Source organism: Fibrisoma montanum (genome assembly GCF_003583365.1).
Classification (GTDB): domain Bacteria; phylum Bacteroidota; class Bacteroidia; order Cytophagales; family Spirosomataceae; genus Fibrisoma; species Fibrisoma montanum.
In genome coordinates, this window is sequence record NZ_QXED01000002.1 from 96,622 (window position 1) to 117,170 (window position 20,549).

At 55.5% G+C, this 20,549-nt stretch carries 18 protein-coding genes; 9 read left to right on the forward strand and 9 right to left on the reverse strand.

The window, feature by feature from the left end; genetic code table 11:
- The first annotated feature begins 61 nt into the window (after positions 1 to 61).
- Positions 62 to 1,210, forward strand: coding sequence for a carboxynorspermidine decarboxylase (gene nspC / locus DYU11_RS06265; protein WP_119666806.1), 1,149 nt, complete (start codon positions 62 to 64; stop codon positions 1,208 to 1,210).
- Between the two features lie 93 nt (positions 1,211 to 1,303).
- Complete coding sequence (locus DYU11_RS06270; RefSeq protein ID WP_119666807.1) at positions 1,304 to 2,716, forward strand: right-handed parallel beta-helix repeat-containing protein; 1,413 nt, start codon at positions 1,304 to 1,306, stop codon at positions 2,714 to 2,716.
- Between the two features lie 118 nt (positions 2,717 to 2,834).
- On the opposite strand, the gene DYU11_RS06275 is transcribed toward DYU11_RS06270, so the two are convergent.
- Positions 2,835 to 3,815 carry a UDP-glucuronic acid decarboxylase family protein gene (locus DYU11_RS06275; protein ID WP_119666808.1) on the reverse strand — a complete coding sequence of 327 codons (981 nt, stop codon included), beginning with the start codon at positions 3,813 to 3,815 and terminating at the stop codon, positions 2,835 to 2,837.
- 99 nt (positions 3,816 to 3,914) lie between these two features.
- Positions 3,915 to 5,246 carry a UDP-glucose dehydrogenase family protein gene (locus tag DYU11_RS06280; RefSeq protein ID WP_119666809.1) on the reverse strand — a complete coding sequence of 444 codons (1,332 nt, stop codon included), beginning with the start codon at positions 5,244 to 5,246 and terminating at the stop codon, positions 3,915 to 3,917.
- 377 nt (positions 5,247 to 5,623) lie between these two features.
- On the opposite strand from DYU11_RS06280, the gene DYU11_RS06285 reads away from it, so the two are divergent.
- Entirely contained in the window at positions 5,624 to 6,775 is a 1,152-nt protein-coding gene (locus tag DYU11_RS06285) for an acyl-CoA dehydrogenase family protein (RefSeq protein ID WP_119666810.1), read from the forward strand.
- Positions 6,776 to 6,860: 85 nt separating this feature from the next.
- On the opposite strand, the gene DYU11_RS06290 is transcribed toward DYU11_RS06285, so the two are convergent.
- Positions 6,861 to 7,103, reverse strand: a complete 243-nt coding sequence (locus tag DYU11_RS06290; protein ID WP_119666811.1) for a GlsB/YeaQ/YmgE family stress response membrane protein — start codon at positions 7,101 to 7,103, stop codon at positions 6,861 to 6,863.
- A gap of 66 nt (positions 7,104 to 7,169) precedes the next feature.
- Positions 7,170 to 7,940, reverse strand: coding sequence for a peptidoglycan editing factor PgeF (gene pgeF / locus DYU11_RS06295; protein WP_119666812.1), 771 nt, complete (start codon positions 7,938 to 7,940; stop codon positions 7,170 to 7,172).
- Positions 7,941 to 8,165: 225 nt separating this feature from the next.
- Here pgeF and DYU11_RS06300 point away from each other — a divergent pair, with 225 nt between their 5' ends.
- From DYU11_RS06300 to DYU11_RS06325, 6 genes are all read left to right on the forward strand, one after another.
- Positions 8,166 to 8,564: a T9SS type A sorting domain-containing protein gene (locus tag DYU11_RS06300; protein WP_119666813.1), complete on the forward strand. Its 399-nt coding sequence runs from the start codon at positions 8,166 to 8,168 to the stop codon at positions 8,562 to 8,564.
- 215 nt (positions 8,565 to 8,779) lie between these two features.
- Positions 8,780 to 10,267, forward strand: coding sequence for a S8 family serine peptidase (locus tag DYU11_RS06305; RefSeq protein WP_119666814.1), 1,488 nt, complete (start codon positions 8,780 to 8,782; stop codon positions 10,265 to 10,267).
- Between the two features lie 16 nt (positions 10,268 to 10,283).
- Complete coding sequence (locus DYU11_RS06310; RefSeq protein WP_147367892.1) at positions 10,284 to 10,559, forward strand: hypothetical protein; 276 nt, start codon at positions 10,284 to 10,286, stop codon at positions 10,557 to 10,559.
- A gap of 283 nt (positions 10,560 to 10,842) precedes the next feature.
- Positions 10,843 to 11,835, forward strand: a complete 993-nt coding sequence (locus DYU11_RS06315; protein ID WP_119666816.1) for an aldo/keto reductase — start codon at positions 10,843 to 10,845, stop codon at positions 11,833 to 11,835.
- An 84-nt stretch (positions 11,836 to 11,919) separates the two neighbouring features.
- Complete coding sequence (locus tag DYU11_RS06320) at positions 11,920 to 12,213, forward strand: putative quinol monooxygenase (RefSeq protein ID WP_119666817.1); 294 nt, start codon at positions 11,920 to 11,922, stop codon at positions 12,211 to 12,213.
- Between the two features lie 80 nt (positions 12,214 to 12,293).
- Positions 12,294 to 15,845, forward strand: coding sequence for a carboxypeptidase-like regulatory domain-containing protein (locus DYU11_RS06325; protein WP_229365716.1), 3,552 nt, complete (start codon positions 12,294 to 12,296; stop codon positions 15,843 to 15,845).
- 9 nt (positions 15,846 to 15,854) lie between these two features.
- On the opposite strand, the gene DYU11_RS06330 is transcribed toward DYU11_RS06325, so the two are convergent.
- The 5 genes from DYU11_RS06330 to DYU11_RS06350 form a co-directional block, all read right to left on the reverse strand.
- Entirely contained in the window at positions 15,855 to 16,388 is a 534-nt protein-coding gene (locus DYU11_RS06330; RefSeq protein ID WP_119666819.1) for a putative metallopeptidase, read from the reverse strand.
- A gap of 50 nt (positions 16,389 to 16,438) precedes the next feature.
- Positions 16,439 to 16,672 (reverse strand): hypothetical protein, encoded by a 234-nt coding sequence (locus DYU11_RS06335; protein WP_158600224.1) that lies wholly within the window; start codon positions 16,670 to 16,672, stop codon positions 16,439 to 16,441.
- 97 nt (positions 16,673 to 16,769) lie between these two features.
- Positions 16,770 to 17,999, reverse strand: a complete 1,230-nt coding sequence (locus DYU11_RS06340) for an MFS transporter (protein WP_119666821.1) — start codon at positions 17,997 to 17,999, stop codon at positions 16,770 to 16,772.
- 54 nt (positions 18,000 to 18,053) lie between these two features.
- A complete protein-coding gene (locus DYU11_RS06345; RefSeq protein WP_119666822.1) occupies positions 18,054 to 18,545 on the reverse strand; it encodes a GNAT family N-acetyltransferase in 492 nt (163 codons plus the stop codon).
- A gap of 78 nt (positions 18,546 to 18,623) precedes the next feature.
- Complete coding sequence (locus DYU11_RS06350) at positions 18,624 to 20,489, reverse strand: family 43 glycosylhydrolase (protein ID WP_119666823.1); 1,866 nt, start codon at positions 20,487 to 20,489, stop codon at positions 18,624 to 18,626.
- Positions 20,490 to 20,549 lie beyond the last annotated feature (60 nt).

The following is a 20,549-nucleotide window of genomic DNA, read 5'->3' on the forward strand; positions in this document are numbered from 1 at the left end:
TTTGGCGATCTGCAAGGTCAATGCAGTTGGGGGAGGAAGCGAAAGGCCGTACCTTTGCAGCATGAATACGACCTTACGCGAAAACGTCCATACATTTCCATCCCCCTGTTTTGTTCTCGACGAAGCGAAACTGCGCCAGAATCTTGAATTAATAAACGGCGTGCAGCAGGCGGCCGGGGTGCAGATCATTCTGGCTCTCAAGGCTTTCTCCATGTTCAGCGCCTTTCCGATTGTGCACGAATACCTGAGCGGGGCAACGGCCAGTTCGCTGAATGAGATCAAGCTCGTCAACGACTACATGGGTGTGAAAGCGCACACGTACATCCCGGCTTACCGCGACGATGAATTTGACGACGTACTGGAACGTAGCAGTCACCTTACGTTCAACTCGTGGAGCCAGTGGGAGCGGTTTGGGGCGCGGGCCGTGGCAGCCGGGATTTCGTGCGGTATCCGCGTCAATCCGCAGTACTCGGAGGTGGCCACGGATATGTACAATCCCTGCGTGCCCGGTTCGCGGCTGGGCGTCACGCGCGACCACCTGCCCGATCAGTTGCCGGGAGGTCTCGAAGGAATTCACTTTCACACCCTCTGCGAAAACGATTCGTTCACCCTCGAACGTACGCTCGAAGCCCTCGAAAGTCGTTTCGGCGATCTGCTGCATCAGGCCAGCTGGGTAAATCTGGGCGGTGGCCACCTGATGACCCGCGAAGGCTACGACATCAATCACCTGATTGGCTTACTGACGGCCTTTCGTGAAAAATACAACGTTCACGTCATTATGGAACCCGGCTCGGCCATTGCCTGGCAAACGGGCGTACTGGTTTCGACGGTGCTGGACGTATTTAACAGCCAGGGGATCGACGTCGCGGTGCTTGATACGTCGTTTGCGGCCCATATGCCCGATACGCTCGAAATGCCCTACAAACCCCGGATTGTTGGGGCCTACCACGAACCGGTTGCCGACAAACCGACATACCGGCTGGGGGGCATGACCTGTCTGGCTGGCGACTTCATGGGAGACTACTCGTTTGACGAACCGCTGGCCGTAGGCGACAGGCTGATTTTCGACGACATGATTCACTATACGATGGTGAAAACCACTACGTTCAACGGGGTAGGGCTGCCGGCCATCGGCATCTGGAAACCGGAGAATTCATTTCAACTGATACGGTCGTACGGCTACGAAAGCTTTAAAGATCGGCTCAGCTGATAGTTGGTGGTTGCTAATATTCCGCTATCACCGGCAACATTTCACCTATACAGGAGCGTTTGAGAGTAAATACCCAATCGTAAATTTTTATTTATGCTGTCGACCGTATTGCTTGGCCTTGCCTTGGTGTTCGCTCGTGAACCACAGGCTGACCAGACTGCTCAACTCCAGAATCAGCTAAACAAAGGTGCGGGTAAAACCGTAACCTTCCCGGTCGGTACGTTCACAGTCCGGACGCTGAAAGTACCCAAGAATACCCGCCTGACCATTGGCCCAAAAACTATAATCAAAGGCGCGCCTATGAGTACGCCGGTGCCGGTACTTGAATTACAATCGGGCGTTAAACTGGCCGGAGGGGGACTGATTCACGGTAACCGCACGAAACGGACGCGGGGCACGGGAATTCTCGTTCACGCCTGCAATGGGGTAAGCATCAACGGCATACGCATTCAGGAAGTAGCCGAACAGGGCTTACAGGTATCGGGCTCTAAAAATATCACACTCACTAACGTGCAGGTCAATGGCTGCGGGCTGAAGGGGATTGATCAGTATCAGGGTATCAACATCGTGATTACCCAGAACGTGAAAATAACGGGCTGCCGGGTCGAAAATGCCCAGCACGGTATCCAGTGGTGGGGCGACGATACGAACGGCTGGTGCGAAAACATTCAGATCAGCGGTAACCGCGTCCGGCGCGTAGGCGGGGGAGGCATCTGGGGTAACCGGGGCCGAAACGTCACGGTCTCTACCAATACGGTTGAGATCTGCGGGGACGTAGGCGTTGATTTTGAACACAGTCAGAACTGCAAAGCAATCAATAATACCGTTCGGGACGTGAAAAACTACGGGTTGGCCGTCTTCTTCGCCAGTGAGGGCATTACGTTCACGAATAACCGGGTGACACAGGGATTGACTTCCGGCCACGGCATTGGGTTGCTGGGCGATGGGCTCAGTAAGAAAATTTCGTTCATCGGCGGCAGCATCAACACGAAAGGTGCCGCTGCATGTGGCCTGACGACGATCGGTACGAACGTAGCGCAGGACGTACTGGTTCAGGGTGTCCGGATCGTTACAGAGGGTTCGGGCGGCATACCCATCCGAATAATCGACAACAACGAGTTCCGCATTATTAACAACCCGTTGATTTCCGGGGCAAATCCGGCCGGCGTCAGCCTCGAAGGCTCAAGCCGCAGCGTGGTCGAAGGCAACGTTATTGTTCATCGGGGCGTTGACAAATCACAGCTGGGCGAACGGGGTGGCATCTTCGTATTCTGGCGCTCGCCTGAATTTCCGTCGCAGAACAACCGCATTGCCGACAACACCATCCGTGGGTACCGGACAGGCATCAACGACGAATGCTGGGGGAACAACAACTCGAACAACGTATTTGAAAATAATACGACCCCAAATCTGGTACACCGGGGGGCCGGAGGAGCCTGGGGTGGGAAGGCCGTTCAGAATCGTACGGCTGCCCGGGTAGCCGCGCCGGTTGAAATCAAGCAATAAAAAAAACCTGCGCACAACATGGCCCGCAGGTTTTCATCAGACAGCTAAAGGTGTACTGCACAAGGCAGTTACTGCCGTAAAAGTACAAATTTTTTTTACAAGAACGTCACGTATTGGGTTATTTCTTCACAAACTCGCGGTGATACGCAGCGCGGTATAACTCCTCTTCCGGCAGGCTTTTGAAGTAGTCGTATGTGATACGTAATCCTTCCGCCCGTGCCACCTGCGGCTCCCAGCCAAGAATAGCTTTAGCCTTGGTAATGTCCGGCTGTCGCTGTTTGGGATCGTCCTGCGGCAGTGGTTTAAACACCAGCTTCTGCGACGTACCGGTCAGTTTGATAATTTCTTCGCCAAACTCTTTGATCGTGATCTCCGACGGGTTGCCGATGTTGACCGGGTAGGGGTGGTCGCTCAGCAGCAGCCGGTAAATGCCTTCAACCAGGTCGTCGACGTAGCAGAATGAACGCGTCTGGCTGCCATCGCCGAATACGGTCAGGTCTTCGCCCCGCAACGCCTGACCAATGAAAGCCGGCAGCACACGGCCGTCGTTCAGCCGCATCCGCGGGCCATAGGTATTGAAGATCCGGACAATCCGGGTTTCCAGTCCGTGGTACGTATGGTAGGCCATAGTCATGGCTTCCTGGAACCGCTTGGCTTCGTCGTATACCCCACGCGGACCAACCGGGTTTACATTGCCCCAATAATCTTCATTCTGGGGGTGAACGGTCGGATCGCCGTACACTTCGGAGGTGGATGCAATCAGCACGCGGGCGCCTTTTACCCGCGCCAGACCAAGGCAGTTGTGAATACCCAGCGAACCGACTTTGAGGGTCTGAATCGGAATTTTCAGGTAGTCGATCGGGCTGGCCGGGGAAGCAAAGTGCAGGATATAATCCAGTTCGCCCGGTACGTGAATGAACTTGGAAACGTCGTGGTGGTAGAATTCGAAGTTCGGCAGGTGAAACAGGTGCTCGATGTTGCGGATGTCGCCCGTAATGAGGTTGTCCATCGCAATGACGTGGTATCCTTCCCTGATAAATCGGTCGCACAGGTGCGAGCCCAGAAAACCGGCCCCGCCGGTAATTAAAACGCGCTTCATTGATAAGGTTTATGGTTCATACATACAGTTTACGGCACACAGCGTACGAACAGCGCTGGAGGCTGCCAACCGTACACTATGTACCGTATCCGTAATAGCTTATACTTTCTGTTCGACCGATACGTTGACGGCTTCGCGACCGATGCTGTAATACGTATAGCCCAGTTCGCGCATCTGGTCAACTTCATACACGTTCCGGCCGTCGAAAATCACTTTATTCTTCAGCAGCAGGTTCATCTTGTCGAAGTCCGGCGTACGGAACAGCGGCCACTCAGTCATGATCACCAGCGCGTCGGCATCGTCGAGGGCTGCGTAAGACGTGTGGGCGTAGGTAATCTGGTTGCCCAGGATATTCCGTACGTTTTCCATCGCTTCGGGGTCGTAGGCAGTCACCTTCGCCCCCGCTTCGAGCAGGGCCTTGATGTTGTCCAGGGCCGGAGCTTCGCGGATGTCGTCGGTGTATGGCTTGAACGCCAGGCCCCATACGGCGATGGTCTTGCCGCGCAGGTTGCCGTCGAAATGCTCAACGATCTGCGGAATCAGTTTCGTTTTCTGTGAATAGTTAACCTGCATCACCGACTTCAGCACTTTGAAATCGTACTGGTAGTCCTGGGCCGTTTTGGCCAGCGCCTGAACGTCTTTCGGGAAGCAGCTACCGCCGTAGCCAATGCCCGCAAACAGGAACCGCTTGCCGATCCGGCTGTCGGTACCGATACCCCGACGGATGTCGTCGACGTTGGCACCTACCCGCTCGCACAGGTTGGCGATTTCGTTCATGAACGTAATTTTGGTGGCCAGGAACGCATTGGCAGCATACTTGGTCATTTCGGCCGAACGCTCGTCCATAAAAATGACCGGGTTGCCTTGCCGAACCAGCGGAGCGTAAAGGCGGTTCATTACCCCTTTGGCGCGTTCGGAGCGAGTACCGATCACAACGCGGTCGGGTTTCATGAAGTCTTCAACCGCTACGCCTTCGCGCAGGAATTCCGGGTTCGATACGACATCAAACTCAACCTTGGCGTTGTCGGCAATGTGAGCGTGTACTTTTTCGGCCGTTCCGACGGGTACGGTACTTTTGTCTACTACCACCACGTACTGGTTGAGGATCGGGCCGAGGTCGCTGGCCACTTTCAGGATGTACTTCAGATCGGCTGAGCCGTCTTCGCCTGGAGGGGTGGGCAGCGCCAGAAAGATCACTTCGGCCCCTTTGATTCCCTCGACCAGATCGGTCGTAAATTTCAGGCGGCCTTCTTCCACGTTACGATGGAACAGCACGTCCAGACCCGGTTCGTAAATGGGGATGATCCCGTTGTTAAGTTTTTCGACTTTACGCTCGTCAATGTCAACACACGTAACCTGGTTGCCAGTCTCCGCGAAACAAGTCCCAGTGACAAGCCCCACGTATCCGGTTCCTACGACTGCTAATTTCATATAGAGTTATTTGATAAAGCTTTCTATCGTTGGTAAAAGCGCTCAGGTTTCTTGAGCAGATGCTACAAAAATAGGAGTTTTTTAATAATCGCCTACGGATAGAGCTGAATAGTGACTCACCGGTAGCTTGTTCAGCACTATCTAAACCAGTACGATGTATAGTGTCTTTCAGGACAACTGATACGGTTTGTCAAAGTTACCGTTTTTTTAGAAATGTTAATAGATGATCAAGTGAAAAATTTTCTGGACGGTTAGCACCTGAATTTTAAAACTTTGCCATCCGTTTTGTCGTATTAGAAGTTAGGTAAGAAGCGGTTGGATTTTACCGACAAAAAGACGAACTTACAGATAATTCACTTCATCAGATTTTCAGATTTATGGTTAGCGAAATTGTAGAAAACCAAGTAGACACTACACAATTAATTGCTCAGTCGGTACGGGAGTTGAGTGAACGGTTAATTCGTCCGAATGTACGGCAGTGGGACGAAGAGCAGCATTTCCCGGCCGATCTGTTCCGGCACCTGGGCGAACAGGGTCTCCTGGGGATGCTGGTACCGACCGAATATGGGGGTACCGGCCTGGGCTACCGCGAATACGTTACGGCCATTGCCGAACTGGCCCGGGTCGATGGGTCGGTGGGGCTGTCGATGGCGGCTCATAATTCACTTTGCACCAACCATATTTTATTATTCGGTAACGAAACCCAGAAGCAAACGTACCTGCCCCGCCTGGCTACGGGCGAATGGATTGGGGCCTGGGGCCTGACCGAACCCAATACCGGCTCCGACGCGGGCAATATGCGGACTACGGCCGTGCGGGTGGGAGATGAATGGGTGCTGAATGGGGCAAAAAACTTCATTACCCACGGCAAAACCGGCCATGTAGCGGTGGTAATCGCCCGGACGGGTGAACCCAATACGTCGCGCAACGCCACTGCCTTCATCGTCGAGCGGGGAACGCCCGGCTTTCAGGGGGGGCGTAAGGAAGACAAGCTTGGGATGCGGGCATCCGAAACGGCCGAAATGCTGTTTGAGGATTGCCGGATTCCGGATAGTCAGCGCCTGGGCGAGGTTGGGGATGGCTTTGTGCAGTCGCTGAAAGTACTGGACGGGGGGCGGATTTCTATTGCAGCCCTGAGTCTGGGTATTGCCCAGGGGGCCTACGAGGCTGCGCTTCAGTATGCGCAGGAGCGCCGGCAGTTTGGCCAGCCGATTGCCAGCTTTCAGGCGATCGCGTTTAAGCTGGCCGATCTGGCAACGGACATTGAAGCCTCCCGGCTGCTGACGTTCCAGGCCGCCGATCTGAAAGACCAGGGAAAAACCACTACGAAAGAATCGGCTATGGCCAAGCTGTTTGCGTCTGAAACAGCCGTAAAGGTAGCCAACGAAGCTGTTCAGATTTTCGGTGGCTACGGCTACGTAAAAGACTTCCCGGTGGAAAAGTTTTACCGGGATGCGAAGCTCTGCACGATTGGTGAAGGAACCAGTGAAATCCAGAAACTGGTGATCTCGCGGCAGATTTTGAAATAGAAACGTAACAAAAGAAGGAGGGAGTAAAGGAGAACGGACAACATCCATTCTTCCCTTACTCCCTCCTCCTTTTATGCGTCTTTATCTACACCGTCCGGCGAGAGCCTTTTATCAGCGCGGCAATACCGAGAATAATAACAGCACCAACGAACGACGTCAGAATATTGTCCAGAAGACCAGATGAGCGGCCGAAGATCCAGCCACCTACAAAACCACCGGCGATACCAAGCAGGATTTCAACCAGCAGTGAGAACGAAAAGCGTTTGAAGACGAGGTCAGCCAGCCAGCCGGCAATGGCACCTACCAGGATTGAAACTAAGATACCCATGATTGTATAACGTTGAGTGAAACATGTTTGAAAACACCTATACAACCAGCGTATTTTAAATTTGTTTTAGCTCCGCAGACCAATTACTGCGAGCATTCGGCCAGTCTGTCCTTTTTCAGCGCGGAATGAGTAATAATCGTCATTGTTCAGCACCGTCGAGAACGTAGAAATACTGATCTGCGCCGTAGGTATTCCGAAGTCGACGAGCGGCTTGGTATTGGCCGATTTCAGGTTAATGTAGATCTTCTCCGTATAAGGATCAATCCGCTTGAACTCGGCGGCAAACTGCTCGGCCACCTCGGGGCCAACTTCAAAAGCTGTTTCGTCGATGCAGGTGCCCACGTACGCGTAGCAGGTACTGCCTTTTGTACCGAATGCGGTTTGCATGGCTTCCAGGGTTTTAACAACGATGCCCCCTACGGTCCCCCGCCAGCCGGCGTGAATGGCAGCAACGGCCTGGTTTTCCTGATCATATACCAGAATAGGAACGCAGTCGGCAACGGTTACGCCCAGAAACGTATTCGGCTCATTGGTAATCAAAGCATCGTAGCCTTCATAGCGGCCCGGCCCGGTAACGGTCAGGACCTCTGTGCCGTGGACCTGGTGTGACGAAGCGAACCGGTCCGGGTCGACACCCAGCGCGTCGAAAAAGCGTCGGCGATTTTCGTCGACATGGGCCGGATCGTCGGCCGTGTTGATGCCGAGGTTGAGGGAAGCAAACGGCCACTGGCTAACCCCCCCGTGTCGGGTGCTCTCTGCCGCCACAACCGTATGGATTGAGGCAAAGATGGCAGGAACGCGGAAAAAAGGGCCATTGATGGCGGTTGATGGCAGCATGTATATCTGAGTTTGAGTGCGTCAATGGCCATACAACGCAAGATGACCCGTAGACCGTTCGCTCATGCATACAGACTTTCGTCCGTTTATCAAGTCTGGTAACCGTCCCGGTAGTTTGTAATGCAAGGTACCCGGTTTTGCTTCTACCTTTGATTCATCAATCAGGCAGAAAAAGATTGATCCATTTCAACAACTGATGTTCAACCTTCTTACACAACAAATACGATGAAAACGCTCATTAACACCTTCGCTCTTGCTCTTGCTTTAAGCACAGCCACCTTCGCCAATCCCGTTGAGATCAAAGCGCCGACCCGCCCGACGGCTCCCGCAACCTACCAGGTAGGTATGTTTTCGTCCGTTGACGGCACTCGCTTGAACGTCATCGTCGATAAAGCGTCCGGCGGACACGTCGACATCCGGCTGAAAGAAGCCGACGGTACGGTGCTGTACAGCCAGCACGTCGGCAAAAAAGAAGCAACGCTCCGCGTAAAACTGAATGTGAGCGAACTGCCCGATGGCGACTACCTCGTTGAAGTGACCAACGGCGTTGAAACCATTACGAAGAACATTACCCTGTCCACCAAAACGCCGGTTGAACCCGTGCGTACCGTTTCGATGAATTAATTGAAAGTTGGTCCTAAATCCTTACCCCGTTCGTAGCCGGACGGGGTTTTTTGTTGTTTACATAAAAGCAAAGGCCTGTCCAGATGAGTTGAGGTATGTATACACTCCGATCATGGTTTCGTTCTGAATACGACTGAGTGTTTACTTAGCCCAGTACTAATTGATCCGGAACGAAGAAAAGGCAACATTACCTGTAATCTATCAGACGTTTTGACATGGCTAAACGCACGTATCAGAATTACATTCTATTGCCCAGAACGGGCGTACGCTTTCCGGCTGGGGAACCAACATCGACCACCCTCTCTACGCTGGCCAAACTGACTGTGAATACGCAACTGGACGACGTACTGGACGGCGATCTGACCAACCAGGCCGTGGTTCTGGATACGACCGGCACCACAGGAGCCAAACTGATCCGGCTGGCTGAAAGCGAACTGCCCGAGCTCCGGGCGCAGCTGCCAGGGCTGCGGATTGTGCCGGAGGTGTTTTACTTTCCGCAGCGGTGGCGGTACGAAGTTCGCCGGAAACCTACCCCGCTGGCGAACCAGCCCCAGGTAACCATACGTATCCGGCTGACGGAAGCCAGAACGAACCGGCCGGTAGCGGGCGCTATCGTGGTGGCGTTTACGGATTTTGAGCAGCGCGAAGGCGAGCAGGCTACGTCGGATGCGCAGGGGGTGGTGCGGTTCAGGAGTGTGGGTAATCGGAAACTTGAGCAGTTTTTTGTGTATCCAAAAGCCGGCTTGTGGAGTCTCTGGCGGAAGAACATCACTCTGAAAAACAACGACGTGCTGCAACTCCAGCCGGTTAAGCTCGACGTACCGGATGCCAAAGGCTTTTTTTACCCAATGGTGCCGGAAGGCGAACCCGCCGGACGAGGGGTGAAAGTTGGCGTGATTGATACCGGAACGGGGCCACACCCGGATCTGGTGATTGCCGGGGGCGCCAGCACCGTAACGGGCGATGAACCAACCGATTTTGCCGACGTTGACGAACACGGTACCCACGTAGCGGGCATCATTGCCGCCCGCGGAACACCCCCAACGGGTGTGCGGGGCGTAGCACCGGAGGTTGATCTGTACGTCTACCGGGTCTTCGGACGGGGCAGCGAGGGTGCATCGAACTTTGCGATCATCAAAGCCATTGAGCAGGCCGTAGCGGATGGCTGCGACATCATTAACATGAGTCTCGGCGGTGGTTCGCCCGACGACGCCACCGAAGATGCCATCACGTTTGCGCACGAGAACGGAACCGTTTGTTTTGTGGCTACCGGCAACGATGGCCGCGAGCCGGTGAGTTTTCCGGCTTCGTTTTCCCTGTCGCTGGCCGTGGGCGCAATGGGACGGAAAGGTACGTTTCCGGCCAACACGACGGACGCGCCGAACGTAGCGGCTCCGTACGGTACCGATAAAAAGAATTTCGTAGCAGCATTTTCCAACGTTGGTCCCGAAGTTGACTTTATTGCGCCGGGCGTCGGCATCGTATCGTCGGTGCCGGGCGGGTACGCTCCCTTCAGCGGTACGTCTATGGCCTGCCCCATGGCTGCGGGCATAGCAGCCCGGTTGCTCTCGGCTGAGCCGGCTATTCTGAGCCTGCCCCGGAACGCGGCCCGCGCCGAGGCTATGATCCGGCTGCTGGCCGCGAATGTGCAGTCGCTTGGCTTCGGGCCAACTTTTGAGGGGACCGGGATGTTGTTTGTCTAAAGTTTGTTTGCTACCTATGCAGACGATTCGTAACCAGATAGATATCAGGGATATGGCTCAGGCTCGATACATATTGAACTTCAAGGGAACGCCACCCTTTCCGTTAGACGATCTTCGACTTATTCGGGATGCGTCGCAGGTGCTGGATTCGGGCCGGAAAACGCTGCTGATTGAGGTGGAAGAGGACACGGCGTACGAACTGGCCCGCAAACTACCGGACTGGACGGTCAAAAAGGAAACGCGCTACGCCATTCCATCGACCCGGCCGCAGGTGAAACGACCGCCCCGGTGATTGGCTTATACCGGTTTGTTAAACGCAAAAAACCAGCCTGTTGTCCAACAGGCTGGTTTTTTGTTGGGTAGTGGTCGACATCAACTTTCCTTTGGTCGCCGGATTCCTTAGTATTACGACGCGCTTTTACAATGCCATGGACACTCAGCAGGAGTCTACACAAGGCCTTCAAACCCTGTTGAAAAAAATCTGAAATAGCCGAGGTCGTTTATGCCCCCATTTTTGCAACAAAAGAAGGGCGTTACAGCTTTTACTCTGAACAACTGGTTAGTTAAACAGCAACATGGAATACAGAAATTTGGGAGAGTCTGATCTGCGCGTATCGGCCATTACGTTTGGGGCCTGGGCCGCCGGGGGCTGGATGTGGGGCGGTACCGAGCGCAGCGATGCCGTCAACGCCATCCGGGCCAGCTATGACCTGGGCGTAACCTCCATCGATACGGCCCCTGTTTATGGCCAGGGTGCCAGCGAGGAAATTGTGGGGGAAGCCATCAAAGACATTCCCCGCGACAAGGTACAGATCCTGACCAAGTACGGGATGCGCTGGGATCTGACGCAGGGCGATTTTGCCTTCAAAAGCAAAGACAACGCCGGCAACGATATCGACATTTACCGGTACGCGGGTAAAGAAAGCATTATCAAAGAATGCGAAGACAGTCTGAAGCGGCTGGGAACGGATTACATCGATCTGTACCAGATGCACTGGCCTAATAAAACCACGCCCATTGAAGAAAGTATGGAGGCCGTGCTACGGCTGATCGAGCAGGGCAAAATCCGGCAGGCGGGCGTCAGCAATTATAACGTCGCTCAGATGCAGCAGGCCGAAACCGTGCTGAAACTGGTAGCCAATCAGGTGCCGTTCAGCATGATTAACCGGGGTATCGAAGACGAACTCGTGCCGTATTGTATTGAGCACAAAAAATCAATTCTGGCTTACAGCCCCATGGAACGCGGCTTACTGACGGGAAAGATTAAGCCGGGCCACCAGTTTTCGGAGGGCGATCACCGGGCTAATTACCGATTCTTTAAAGAAGCGAACATTGCGGAAACCAACGACTTCCTGCAACGGATCAAGCCCCTGGCCGACGAAAAAAACGTGTCGCTGAGCCAGCTCGTTATTCGCTGGACCATCGACCGGCCGGGCATCACCGTGGCGTTGGTTGGGGCACGTAATGCGGAGCAGGCCACGCAGAACGCCAAAGCCATCGATCTGAAGCTGTCGGCCGATGAGCTTTCGTTTATCAACCAGCAGCTTGAAGAGCTGGAATTAGTGTAACCGGTGAATTATTCCCCAATCGTCGAACCCGGGGATTGGGGAATGTATTTACTCCAGTGTTTTATCGACTTTTAGTACCGCCGTATGCTCATCCGCCTTGTTCGCATGACCTTTCAGGACGACAAGCTGCCTGACTTTCACCAGATTTTTGATAATTCGAAGGCGCAAATCCGGGCTTTTCCGGGCTGCGAACATCTTGAACTCCTCCGCGACTGGGATCATCCGAACGTACGCATCACCTATAGCCTGTGGGAATCGCCGGATGCGCTGGAAAATTACCGCCAGAGCGAGCTGTTCCGCACCACCTGGGCCGCTACCAAAGCGCTGTTCGCCGAACGCGCCGTTGCCTTTTCCATGGAGCAGCTGGAGGAGGTGTAAGAGCGTTTAAACAGTAAAATGGGGAGCCCGAAGCCTTTGTAAATCAAAGGAATTCTGTGGGTATGCGAGGCTTCGGATTCGTGATAACATTGGTAGTCTGGCTCCTGAGTGGGCTTTACCAGCGCACGTATGCCCAGACTCCTACCGGCACCGCGTCGGGCCGCGTTACCGATGCCGCTACGGGTAAACCTCTGCCATTCGCCAACGTATACCTGAACGCCAGTACACGCGGCACAACAACCGACGAGCAGGGGAGGTACCAACTGTCAAACCTGCCGCTGGGCACCGTCGAACTGGTAGCCTCCTACGTGGGCTACGAAACCATACGACGTACCATCCGGCTCACGAACAATCAGCCCCTGATGGTCGCGTTCGACCTGAAAAGCACCGGTCAGGTGCTGTCGGACGTAACGGTTAAAGCCCGTCGGACCGACAAGGAATGGCAGCGCCAGTTCCGGCGATTTCGGCAGGAACTGCTGGGGCAGCCGTTTGCCAGCCAATGCGTCATCACCAACGAATACGCCGTTCGTTTCACCGAAGAAAATGGCCATCTGAAAGCTACTGCCACTGAGCCGCTGGTTATTGAAAACCAGGCGCTTGGCTACCGACTGCAGTACGATCTTATTCATTTTGATACGCGGCAGCGCCACGTGTACTACGGGGGCTCATCCCGTTTTGAGGAACTGCCCGCCACCGACGAACGACAGGCTACCCGGTACCGGCGTAACCGGATGCGGGCTTACGAAGGATCGCTGCGGCATCTGATGGCCAGTCTGGTGGCCGGAACGTACGAGCAGGAAGGCTTTCTGGTCTACCAGGAGAATCCAAACCTGCCCCTTCTGACAATCAACGGCCCTGCGTCGCTGTATCGGGAAGTTAATCGGCACCTGTTACCGCTTAAACTGAACGAGCTTATCCAACCCGGGCAGCTGCCGTTCGAGCGTCGGCTGGTATCGTCGATGCCGCTGGCTATTTTTTATACCAAAGATACGTCGCCGTACTCGCCTTACCGGGATGCCCGTTACGCCTATTCGCAACTCTGGCTGCCCAACCGGCAGATGGACATTACCGTTGATGGGTGGGTGACGTCGCCACAGGGGATGGAAATTCAGGGTTCGCTGGCCGACGACCGGCTGTCGACGCTGCTGCCCGCCGACTGGCAACCGGAGAAACCGGAGTCGGCAGGAACTGCCCAGCCCACGGAGCTTGCTCAGGGACAACTGCTTCCGCCCGATGCCCGGCTGGGTCGGTTGACCGAGCGGTTTAACGAGCAGTTTCGGACGCTGGCACCGGGCGCATTCCTGCACATCGATAAGCCGTTCTACGCGACCGGCGACCGGATCTGGTTCAGTGCTTATCTGCTCGATGCTGCAACGCAACGCCTGCCCGTCGGCGAAGTGGCTCTCCAGGTCGATCTGCTCATGCCAAACGGTAAAGTCGTTCAGCACCAATGGCTACGTATTGTCGATGGCCGGGCAGTCGGTACGGTTCGCCTGTCGGATTCGCTCGCGACCGGTACGTATCGATTACGGGCGTATACCGACGAAGACGATGTACAGCATCGCCCTGCCTTTGAGCGGTCGGTGGCGGTTTATAACCTGATGATGAACCCGAACGTATCAGGTATCCCTACAAGCCTGGCTACACCACCGGATGTTCAGTTTTTGCCCGAAGGTGGGCGCTGGGCGGCTGGGCTACTAACCCGCGTGGGCATCAAAGTAGTTGGTGCCGATGGGCACGGGCAAGCCGTTACGGGCCGAATTCTGGACACAACCGGGCGTGAAGTGGTCCGGTTTACGACCAACCGGTTAGGCATGGGCAGCGTAGCCATCACGCCCGCACTGGGGCAGACGTACCGGGCGGAGATTCTGTCGGCAACGTCAACCCGACACGTACCCTTGCCGCCGGTTGAGCCGGATGGGTTAGTACTGACGGCTTTTATGGCCAATGACAGTAGTCGGCTCACGGTGCAGATTGCCGGAACCAGCAGCCACGCGGCCGAGCCAGTGTACATCCTGATGCAGAACCGGGGGCAACTGGTGTACAGCCAGAAAGTACAGTTGCAGCAGGGACAGGCCCGACTGGTGGTGCCCGCAGCGACGCTCCCGCCCGGCCTTACCCAGATTACGCTAATCAACGAGCAGGCCAAAGCGCAGGCTGAGCGGCTGGTGTTCGTACCCGAGCGGCTGCCGCCCATTCAGGTGCAGCTAACGACGGACAAAAGTCGCTATCAGCCAAGAGAACGGCTGGTACTCAATCTGAAACTAACCGACGATGCCGATTTGCCGGCCGTTGCGGCTTTGTCAGCCTCCATTACGGACGCTGCCCAGATTCCCGACGACACGGCCGCGGCCGACATCCGGGCGCATCTGTTGCTGACGGGCGATCTGCGCGGCCGGGTGGAACAGCCTGGATTTTATTTTCGGGATTCATCGGCCGATACGCGCCGGGCACTGGATGACCTGTTGCTGACCCAGGGCTGGCGACGGGTCAGTAGCCCTCCGCCGATCGGGCAGGAACCCGGAGGAATTTCGGTCGTAGGTCGGGTTGTTTCGGCCAAAGGGCAGCCGCTGCCGGGTACGCAGGTCGTTATTGCCTCCACCAGGCCGGGGCAGGCCTTTGTGCGCTCGGCCGGAGCCGATGAGCAGGGCCGTTTTCGGGTGGGTGGTCTGGTTTTTTCGGACACGATGAGCGTCGTGGCTCAACTTACCGACCGTCAATTAAAGACATTGCCCGCCAAGGACGCGAGGCTCATTCTGGAGCGGGTTGGTAAGGATTGGCCTGTAGCCGGGGGCGATACTGTAGCCGACTGGTCAACCCTTCGGTCGCAGCTCGAAGCGGCCCGGCTGCGCCAGGGGGCGGACCCCGGTACGTATCGCGACAAAACTGCCAGGCAGTTGAAAGAGGTAGTGGTCCGGGCCCGGAAAATTGAAGACCGTCCCGATGATATTAAACAACGGAGCCTGCACGGGTCCGCCGACGCGACCATTCTGTTCGACGACAATTCGCCACGCTATCCCAACCTGTACGAAATGCTCCGGGGGCAGGTGCCCGGCGTAACGGTTTCGCAAACCCAGTCACTATCGGCGGGAGCCGGCTATTCGGTCATCATTCGGGGCATTGGCAGCTTTACGTTGAGTAATCAGCCGTTGTTCCTGATCGATGGGACGCCGGTTACGGGCGACGGTGGGACCGAATTGCTCAGCTTCAACCCGGGCGATATCGAACGGATCGAAGTTCTGAAAAATGGCGGCTCAACCGCTATTTATGGCGTTCGGGGCGGCAATGGGGTCATTGCGTTCTATACCAAACGTTCGCGGCCGGGGCAAGCCAGCGCGTCGACATTGGCCTCGGCTCAGCCGCTGAGGTTGTTCGGATTTCCCTCCGTACAACGTGAATTCTACGTACCGCGCTACGACCTGCCTGCCGATCCACCTATGGCTACGGATCTGTCGCCCATCGACCGGCGGGATGTCCTTTACTGGAAGCCCATTGTGCAGACGGATCGGCAGGGGCGGGCTATGCTGGCGTTTCCCACATCCGACATCGTACGTACCCTGCGGGTGGTCATCCAGGGCGTAACTACCGATGGCCAGCCGGTGGTCAGCGTTCAACAGATCCGGGTGCAGTAAGGCAACAACTCACTTTGCCCAGGGCGGTGCCGGTGTGCTGGGATCGAACAGTTCATCGATGTAGTACGACCGGCGCGGTCGTTTGTCGCAGTCGTCGTTGCCGATGGCGTATCGGCAGGTTGCATACACGCTGACATCGTTGAGATTCATAAGACTCACGAAGGCACCGTTCGGGAAGCGGTCCGTCTTATGCAGCCGCTTCAACACGCAGTGCCCCAGTTCGTGAAACACCAGGCATTCGCGTTCCTGCGCATTCATCTGCTGCCAGCAGAGCGGGTCGTTGCTGAACGTAATAACAGGCGTTTTACCGGCCTGAAGCCGACATTCTCCGCACACATCCTGCTCTGAAACAGCCCCGAACCGGATGATCAAGTTGTCGATCGCAACGGATTGGCCGCGTTGCCGGGCCTCGTTCCGAAACGCCTGAACAAACGGTTCAAGGTCCGTTGGGACGTTGTACTGCGGTGGCTCGGCCGGTGGCTGATCGGGCTGGCAACTCAACGCAAGCAAAACCAGTATAGTAACGAAACGTGAGGGGCGCATACCGGTCAGGGTTGTTAGGCAGGTTTGTGGTCAGATAGTTTGCAGGTCAATTAGTGTTGATGGGCGTATATACTCGTTCGCTCATCCTGGTATATTTTCTGATACGCGCCAATGCGCTGGGGAGCGTCAGGCGGAATGTAATAGCTATCATTCAAAGGACTATCGCTCACAATATACTCAACTGCGTTTTGCTCCGCATCGGAGAAGAACGTAGACAACGGTATCGCTTGCCGCTTGTTCATGTGATCTACCAGCAGCAGGGAATACAAAACGAGCGGCTGCATGATCTGGAGTTGAAAAAGCGCAACAGGCATTACGGTCTTATAAAGCGTTACAAGACTGGTTAGGCAAGCCTCCGGAGGAACGTAAAAAGGAGTGCTATCAGGTAATTTGTTTAACGAACGTCTTCTGCATCTGCCGGGCGGCCAGCCAGGTCAGCAGCATCAGGCAACCGGTAAACCACGCGAACGGTAACCGCAGGTCGATCAGCGAAATGGCGCCAAAAACAAGCGTCGTAGCGAAACTGCCTAATCCCTGCATCGCCTGATTGATGCCGAAAATTTCGCCCCGGTCTTCGTCGGTGGTGAGTTGCGCCATCAATCCCTCAATCAGGCCCTGAATCAGCGATAGGGTCAGACAGTCAATCGTGAGCACGACGTAGAACATCACCTCCGACGTACCGACCAGTCCGTAAGCCGCCAGGGTTGGTGTACCCAGCAGGGCAAACCAGAAGATAGCCCGGCGCTGGTTGATGCGGTCGGCGATGTAGGTGTAAAAAATGTAGTTGATTACAATGCTCAGCAGGCCAAAATAGATGAAGGTGTAGGAGATGTCCTTAGCGTCCATACGCAACTGACCAACGCTCAGATACGCCACGAAATAGTTGTAATAGCCGGTGCTGAAAGTCAAGGCCAGCTGCATCAGCACCAGTTGTTTGAGCCCGTGGTAGCGTCGGCTTTTTTCGACAAGGCGAGCCCACAGCCGCTGCACATTCAGGGCGTTGATCAACTCCCCTTTAAGCACCTGGCGACTTATCCCGGGCGGATTGGCATGGGTTTCGCGGAAGCCCCAACTCAGCAGCATGTTGATGGCCGACAGCGAAACGGCCATGATCGTTACGTAAGCTGCCTGGTCTTTAGGCACTACGTCGAAGGTGGTCAGCAGCAGCCCCGACGCCATGGGCCCCACCACAAACCCGAGCGATATGATCGCCCCTTCGATACCAAGATTTTTGAACAATTGATCTTTGGGCGAAATGTCGGTGATGGCCGAGCGGACAGCCGCGTACATGCCGTTGGTGGTGCCGTCGCTCAGCCGATTGGCAAAGTAGAAACCAACCCGGACGGGCAGCAGCAGACAATCGGCCACAAACGTACCGATGGCCGAGATGATGACAATGGGCCGTCGACCGTAGCCATCGGCGAGTTTGCCCAGCAGCGGAGCCGAGAACAACTGCATCCCCAGAAACAGGGCGGTACCGGCCGAGAGCCACAACTGCGGGTTGGGCAGGCCCTTGACAAACTCCGGCATGATCGGTCCAATGGCCGAGCCGACAATGACATCAATAAGAACGATGGTGTAAATCAGCAGTAACCGGCGGTCATTGAACATGTTGATGATTGTAAAAAGGCGGTGGTCAGTCCACCAGCCGGTCCGGTCGACGACCTAAAACCGGAGTACGTAATACTGGCACAGAAACGTCTGGCCAAACTCCTGGACCGGTCGCTGGTACGTCGGCTGAAACTCGTTCCGTTCATAGAACTGCATCAGGGCGGGTCGGGTTGCGTCGGTTTCCAGCTGAATCTCCCGAATGCCCCGGTCCCGGCAGAGCCGTTTGCAGAACTCGATGATGGGTGCGAACAGGCCCTGTCCGGCAAACGGCCGCCGAATCGCCAGTTTATGAATGAACCCGGCTGTACCTGCCGGCACGTCGCCGTAGTACAGTGGATCTTCCCACTGAAGAATGAACACCGCAGCCGGCTCGTCGTCTTTGTACATGACGTAAAGATTACCCTCGGTGTAGGTATCGATCAGGTTGTCGGCGGTAAGCGTGTCGATTTCCCACAGGGTTTGCTGACTGTCGATGAGCCATTGTCCAACCTCGCGCAACACGGCAATGGCTACGTCGGGCTGGTCGTTGCGGAACGTGAACGGCATAAGGTGATTGGATTCCGAACAAAATACGTAGTGAGAAACGCGAACGGACCGGTGTTTTGATCCGTTCGCGTGCCAAACTTACTTTTTGGCCAGTCCCGACTGATCGTCCACCACGGTACTGAGGATCGATACGCCGTTTTCGTTGAAGGCTTCGATGGCGAAATAGTACGGCACCCCGACGTTGAGCGCCCGCAGCTCGAATGTGTTAGGCTGGTCGTTCCAGAACTGATACGTCTGATACAGCTTGTCAGGTGCAATGCCCCAGCGGATGTTATAGCCCACGGCTCCGGGTACCTTTTCCCACGCGAGATCGGCGTTACGCTGGTCTTTCTGGCGTTTAACGGTCAGTTTGCCGGGTGTTGCGGGAGCTTTCCCGCTGCCGTTCCCAAAGATACGGAGCCCATTGATGGCTACCGTTGGTCCGGCAACGTACACGTGCTCATAGCGAACGTAGCGGGCGCGGATAGGCTTACCGTCGGCCCGCAGCGGTAGCTCGACGTAAGCACAGGCATGGTCGCGCTTGGGCTCCTTGGTCAGGTCGGCGGCTACGTCCCACTTCTTGCCGTCGCGGGAGGTCAGGATTTTGAACTGGGTATACACCGACGAATCGGAGTCGAAAATGGTTTGCTTGTAGTCGAAGTAATTCACCTGTACCGCCCGGATGTCGCACTCCTGCTGCAAATCAACAGTCAGAGTTTCGCCGGGTTTGTTCTTGGTTGAGGCCCAGAACGTGCGTGGATTTTCGTCGTTCACCAGTTCGGCCCGCATCGTGTCCGTCATCGACGACGCCGTCACGGGTTTTTTGTAGTTCAGCAGCATCCAGCCCGTAAACAGCTCGTCACCTGACTGGCCCGATCCAGGGCGGCCCAATCCAGGGCGGCCCAGTCCAGGGCGGGTATCCACTTTTTTGGTGGGAAGGAAATGCGGAAAGTCGCCGAAACGGGTATTGACATACATCTGGTCATCTTCGTCGAAACCTGCCGGGTTCATCACAATCCGCCGTTCCATGCCCCAGTTGACGCCGATCCAGGTTGTGCCGGTGTTCCAGTAATTACCGAAGTTATCCTGAAACGTATTGCCGTGACCGCAGCCCGTTGCGTAGCCGCCGGGTTTGTACGCCACCGGATTGTAGGGCGCGTACTCGAACGGGCCAAGGGGGTCTTTGCCGACGTAGGTTCCGTTGCCGTAAACGTTGTACTCCGTGCCGGGTGCACCGTACTGCAGGTAATATTTACCGTTGTGCTTGGTCATCCAGGCGCCCTCCGTGAAGGGCTTGATCGGGTCGGAATGGTTCGGACCGAACCGTTCCCAGCCGTGCTGATACGGATCAAGCCAGAACATAGCTTTGTAGGCCTGGGCCGGATTATTGCCGGCGTAGGTCAGGTTCCGGCTTTTGTCGAGTTCAGCGCCAAAGATGGGGTACACATTCGACGACCCCCAGTACATGTACCACTTATCCGTGTCAGGATCGTGGAAGAGCGCCGGGTCCCAGGGACCGATGTCTTTCGGCAGCCGGGGCATCCAGCGGTTATAAAAGATCAGCTTCCCTTTTTCGGGCTCGGTAGAAATGAATATAGGCCGCTGTTCAAACGTCGACTGAAACAGATACAGCGTATCGCGAACCGACAGAGCCGCCGGGGCGCACATGTCTTCCATCGGCCACTTGTTGGGGACAATGTACTCCCAGTCGACCAGATTTTTGGAGTGCCACCAGCCACCCTGAATCGTTACGAAGAGGTAATACTCGCCGGGGCGGCCTCCCGATTTGTGGTTGATGATGACCGGATCGGCACCAGAACGGTACGAAATTCTCTCGTTCAACTGCTCGAAATTATACCGGTAGCTGATGTCCATCGGGTTGCAATACGTCTGCTGCGTTGCCTGCCGCTGAGCCATAGCCGCTGAACCGACAACGAGCAAAAAGAGAAAAGCCAGATTTTTCATACAATACATGAATAGCAATTGGGCTCGCCTGTAACGAAGGCCGTATTGTAAAATTAAGGG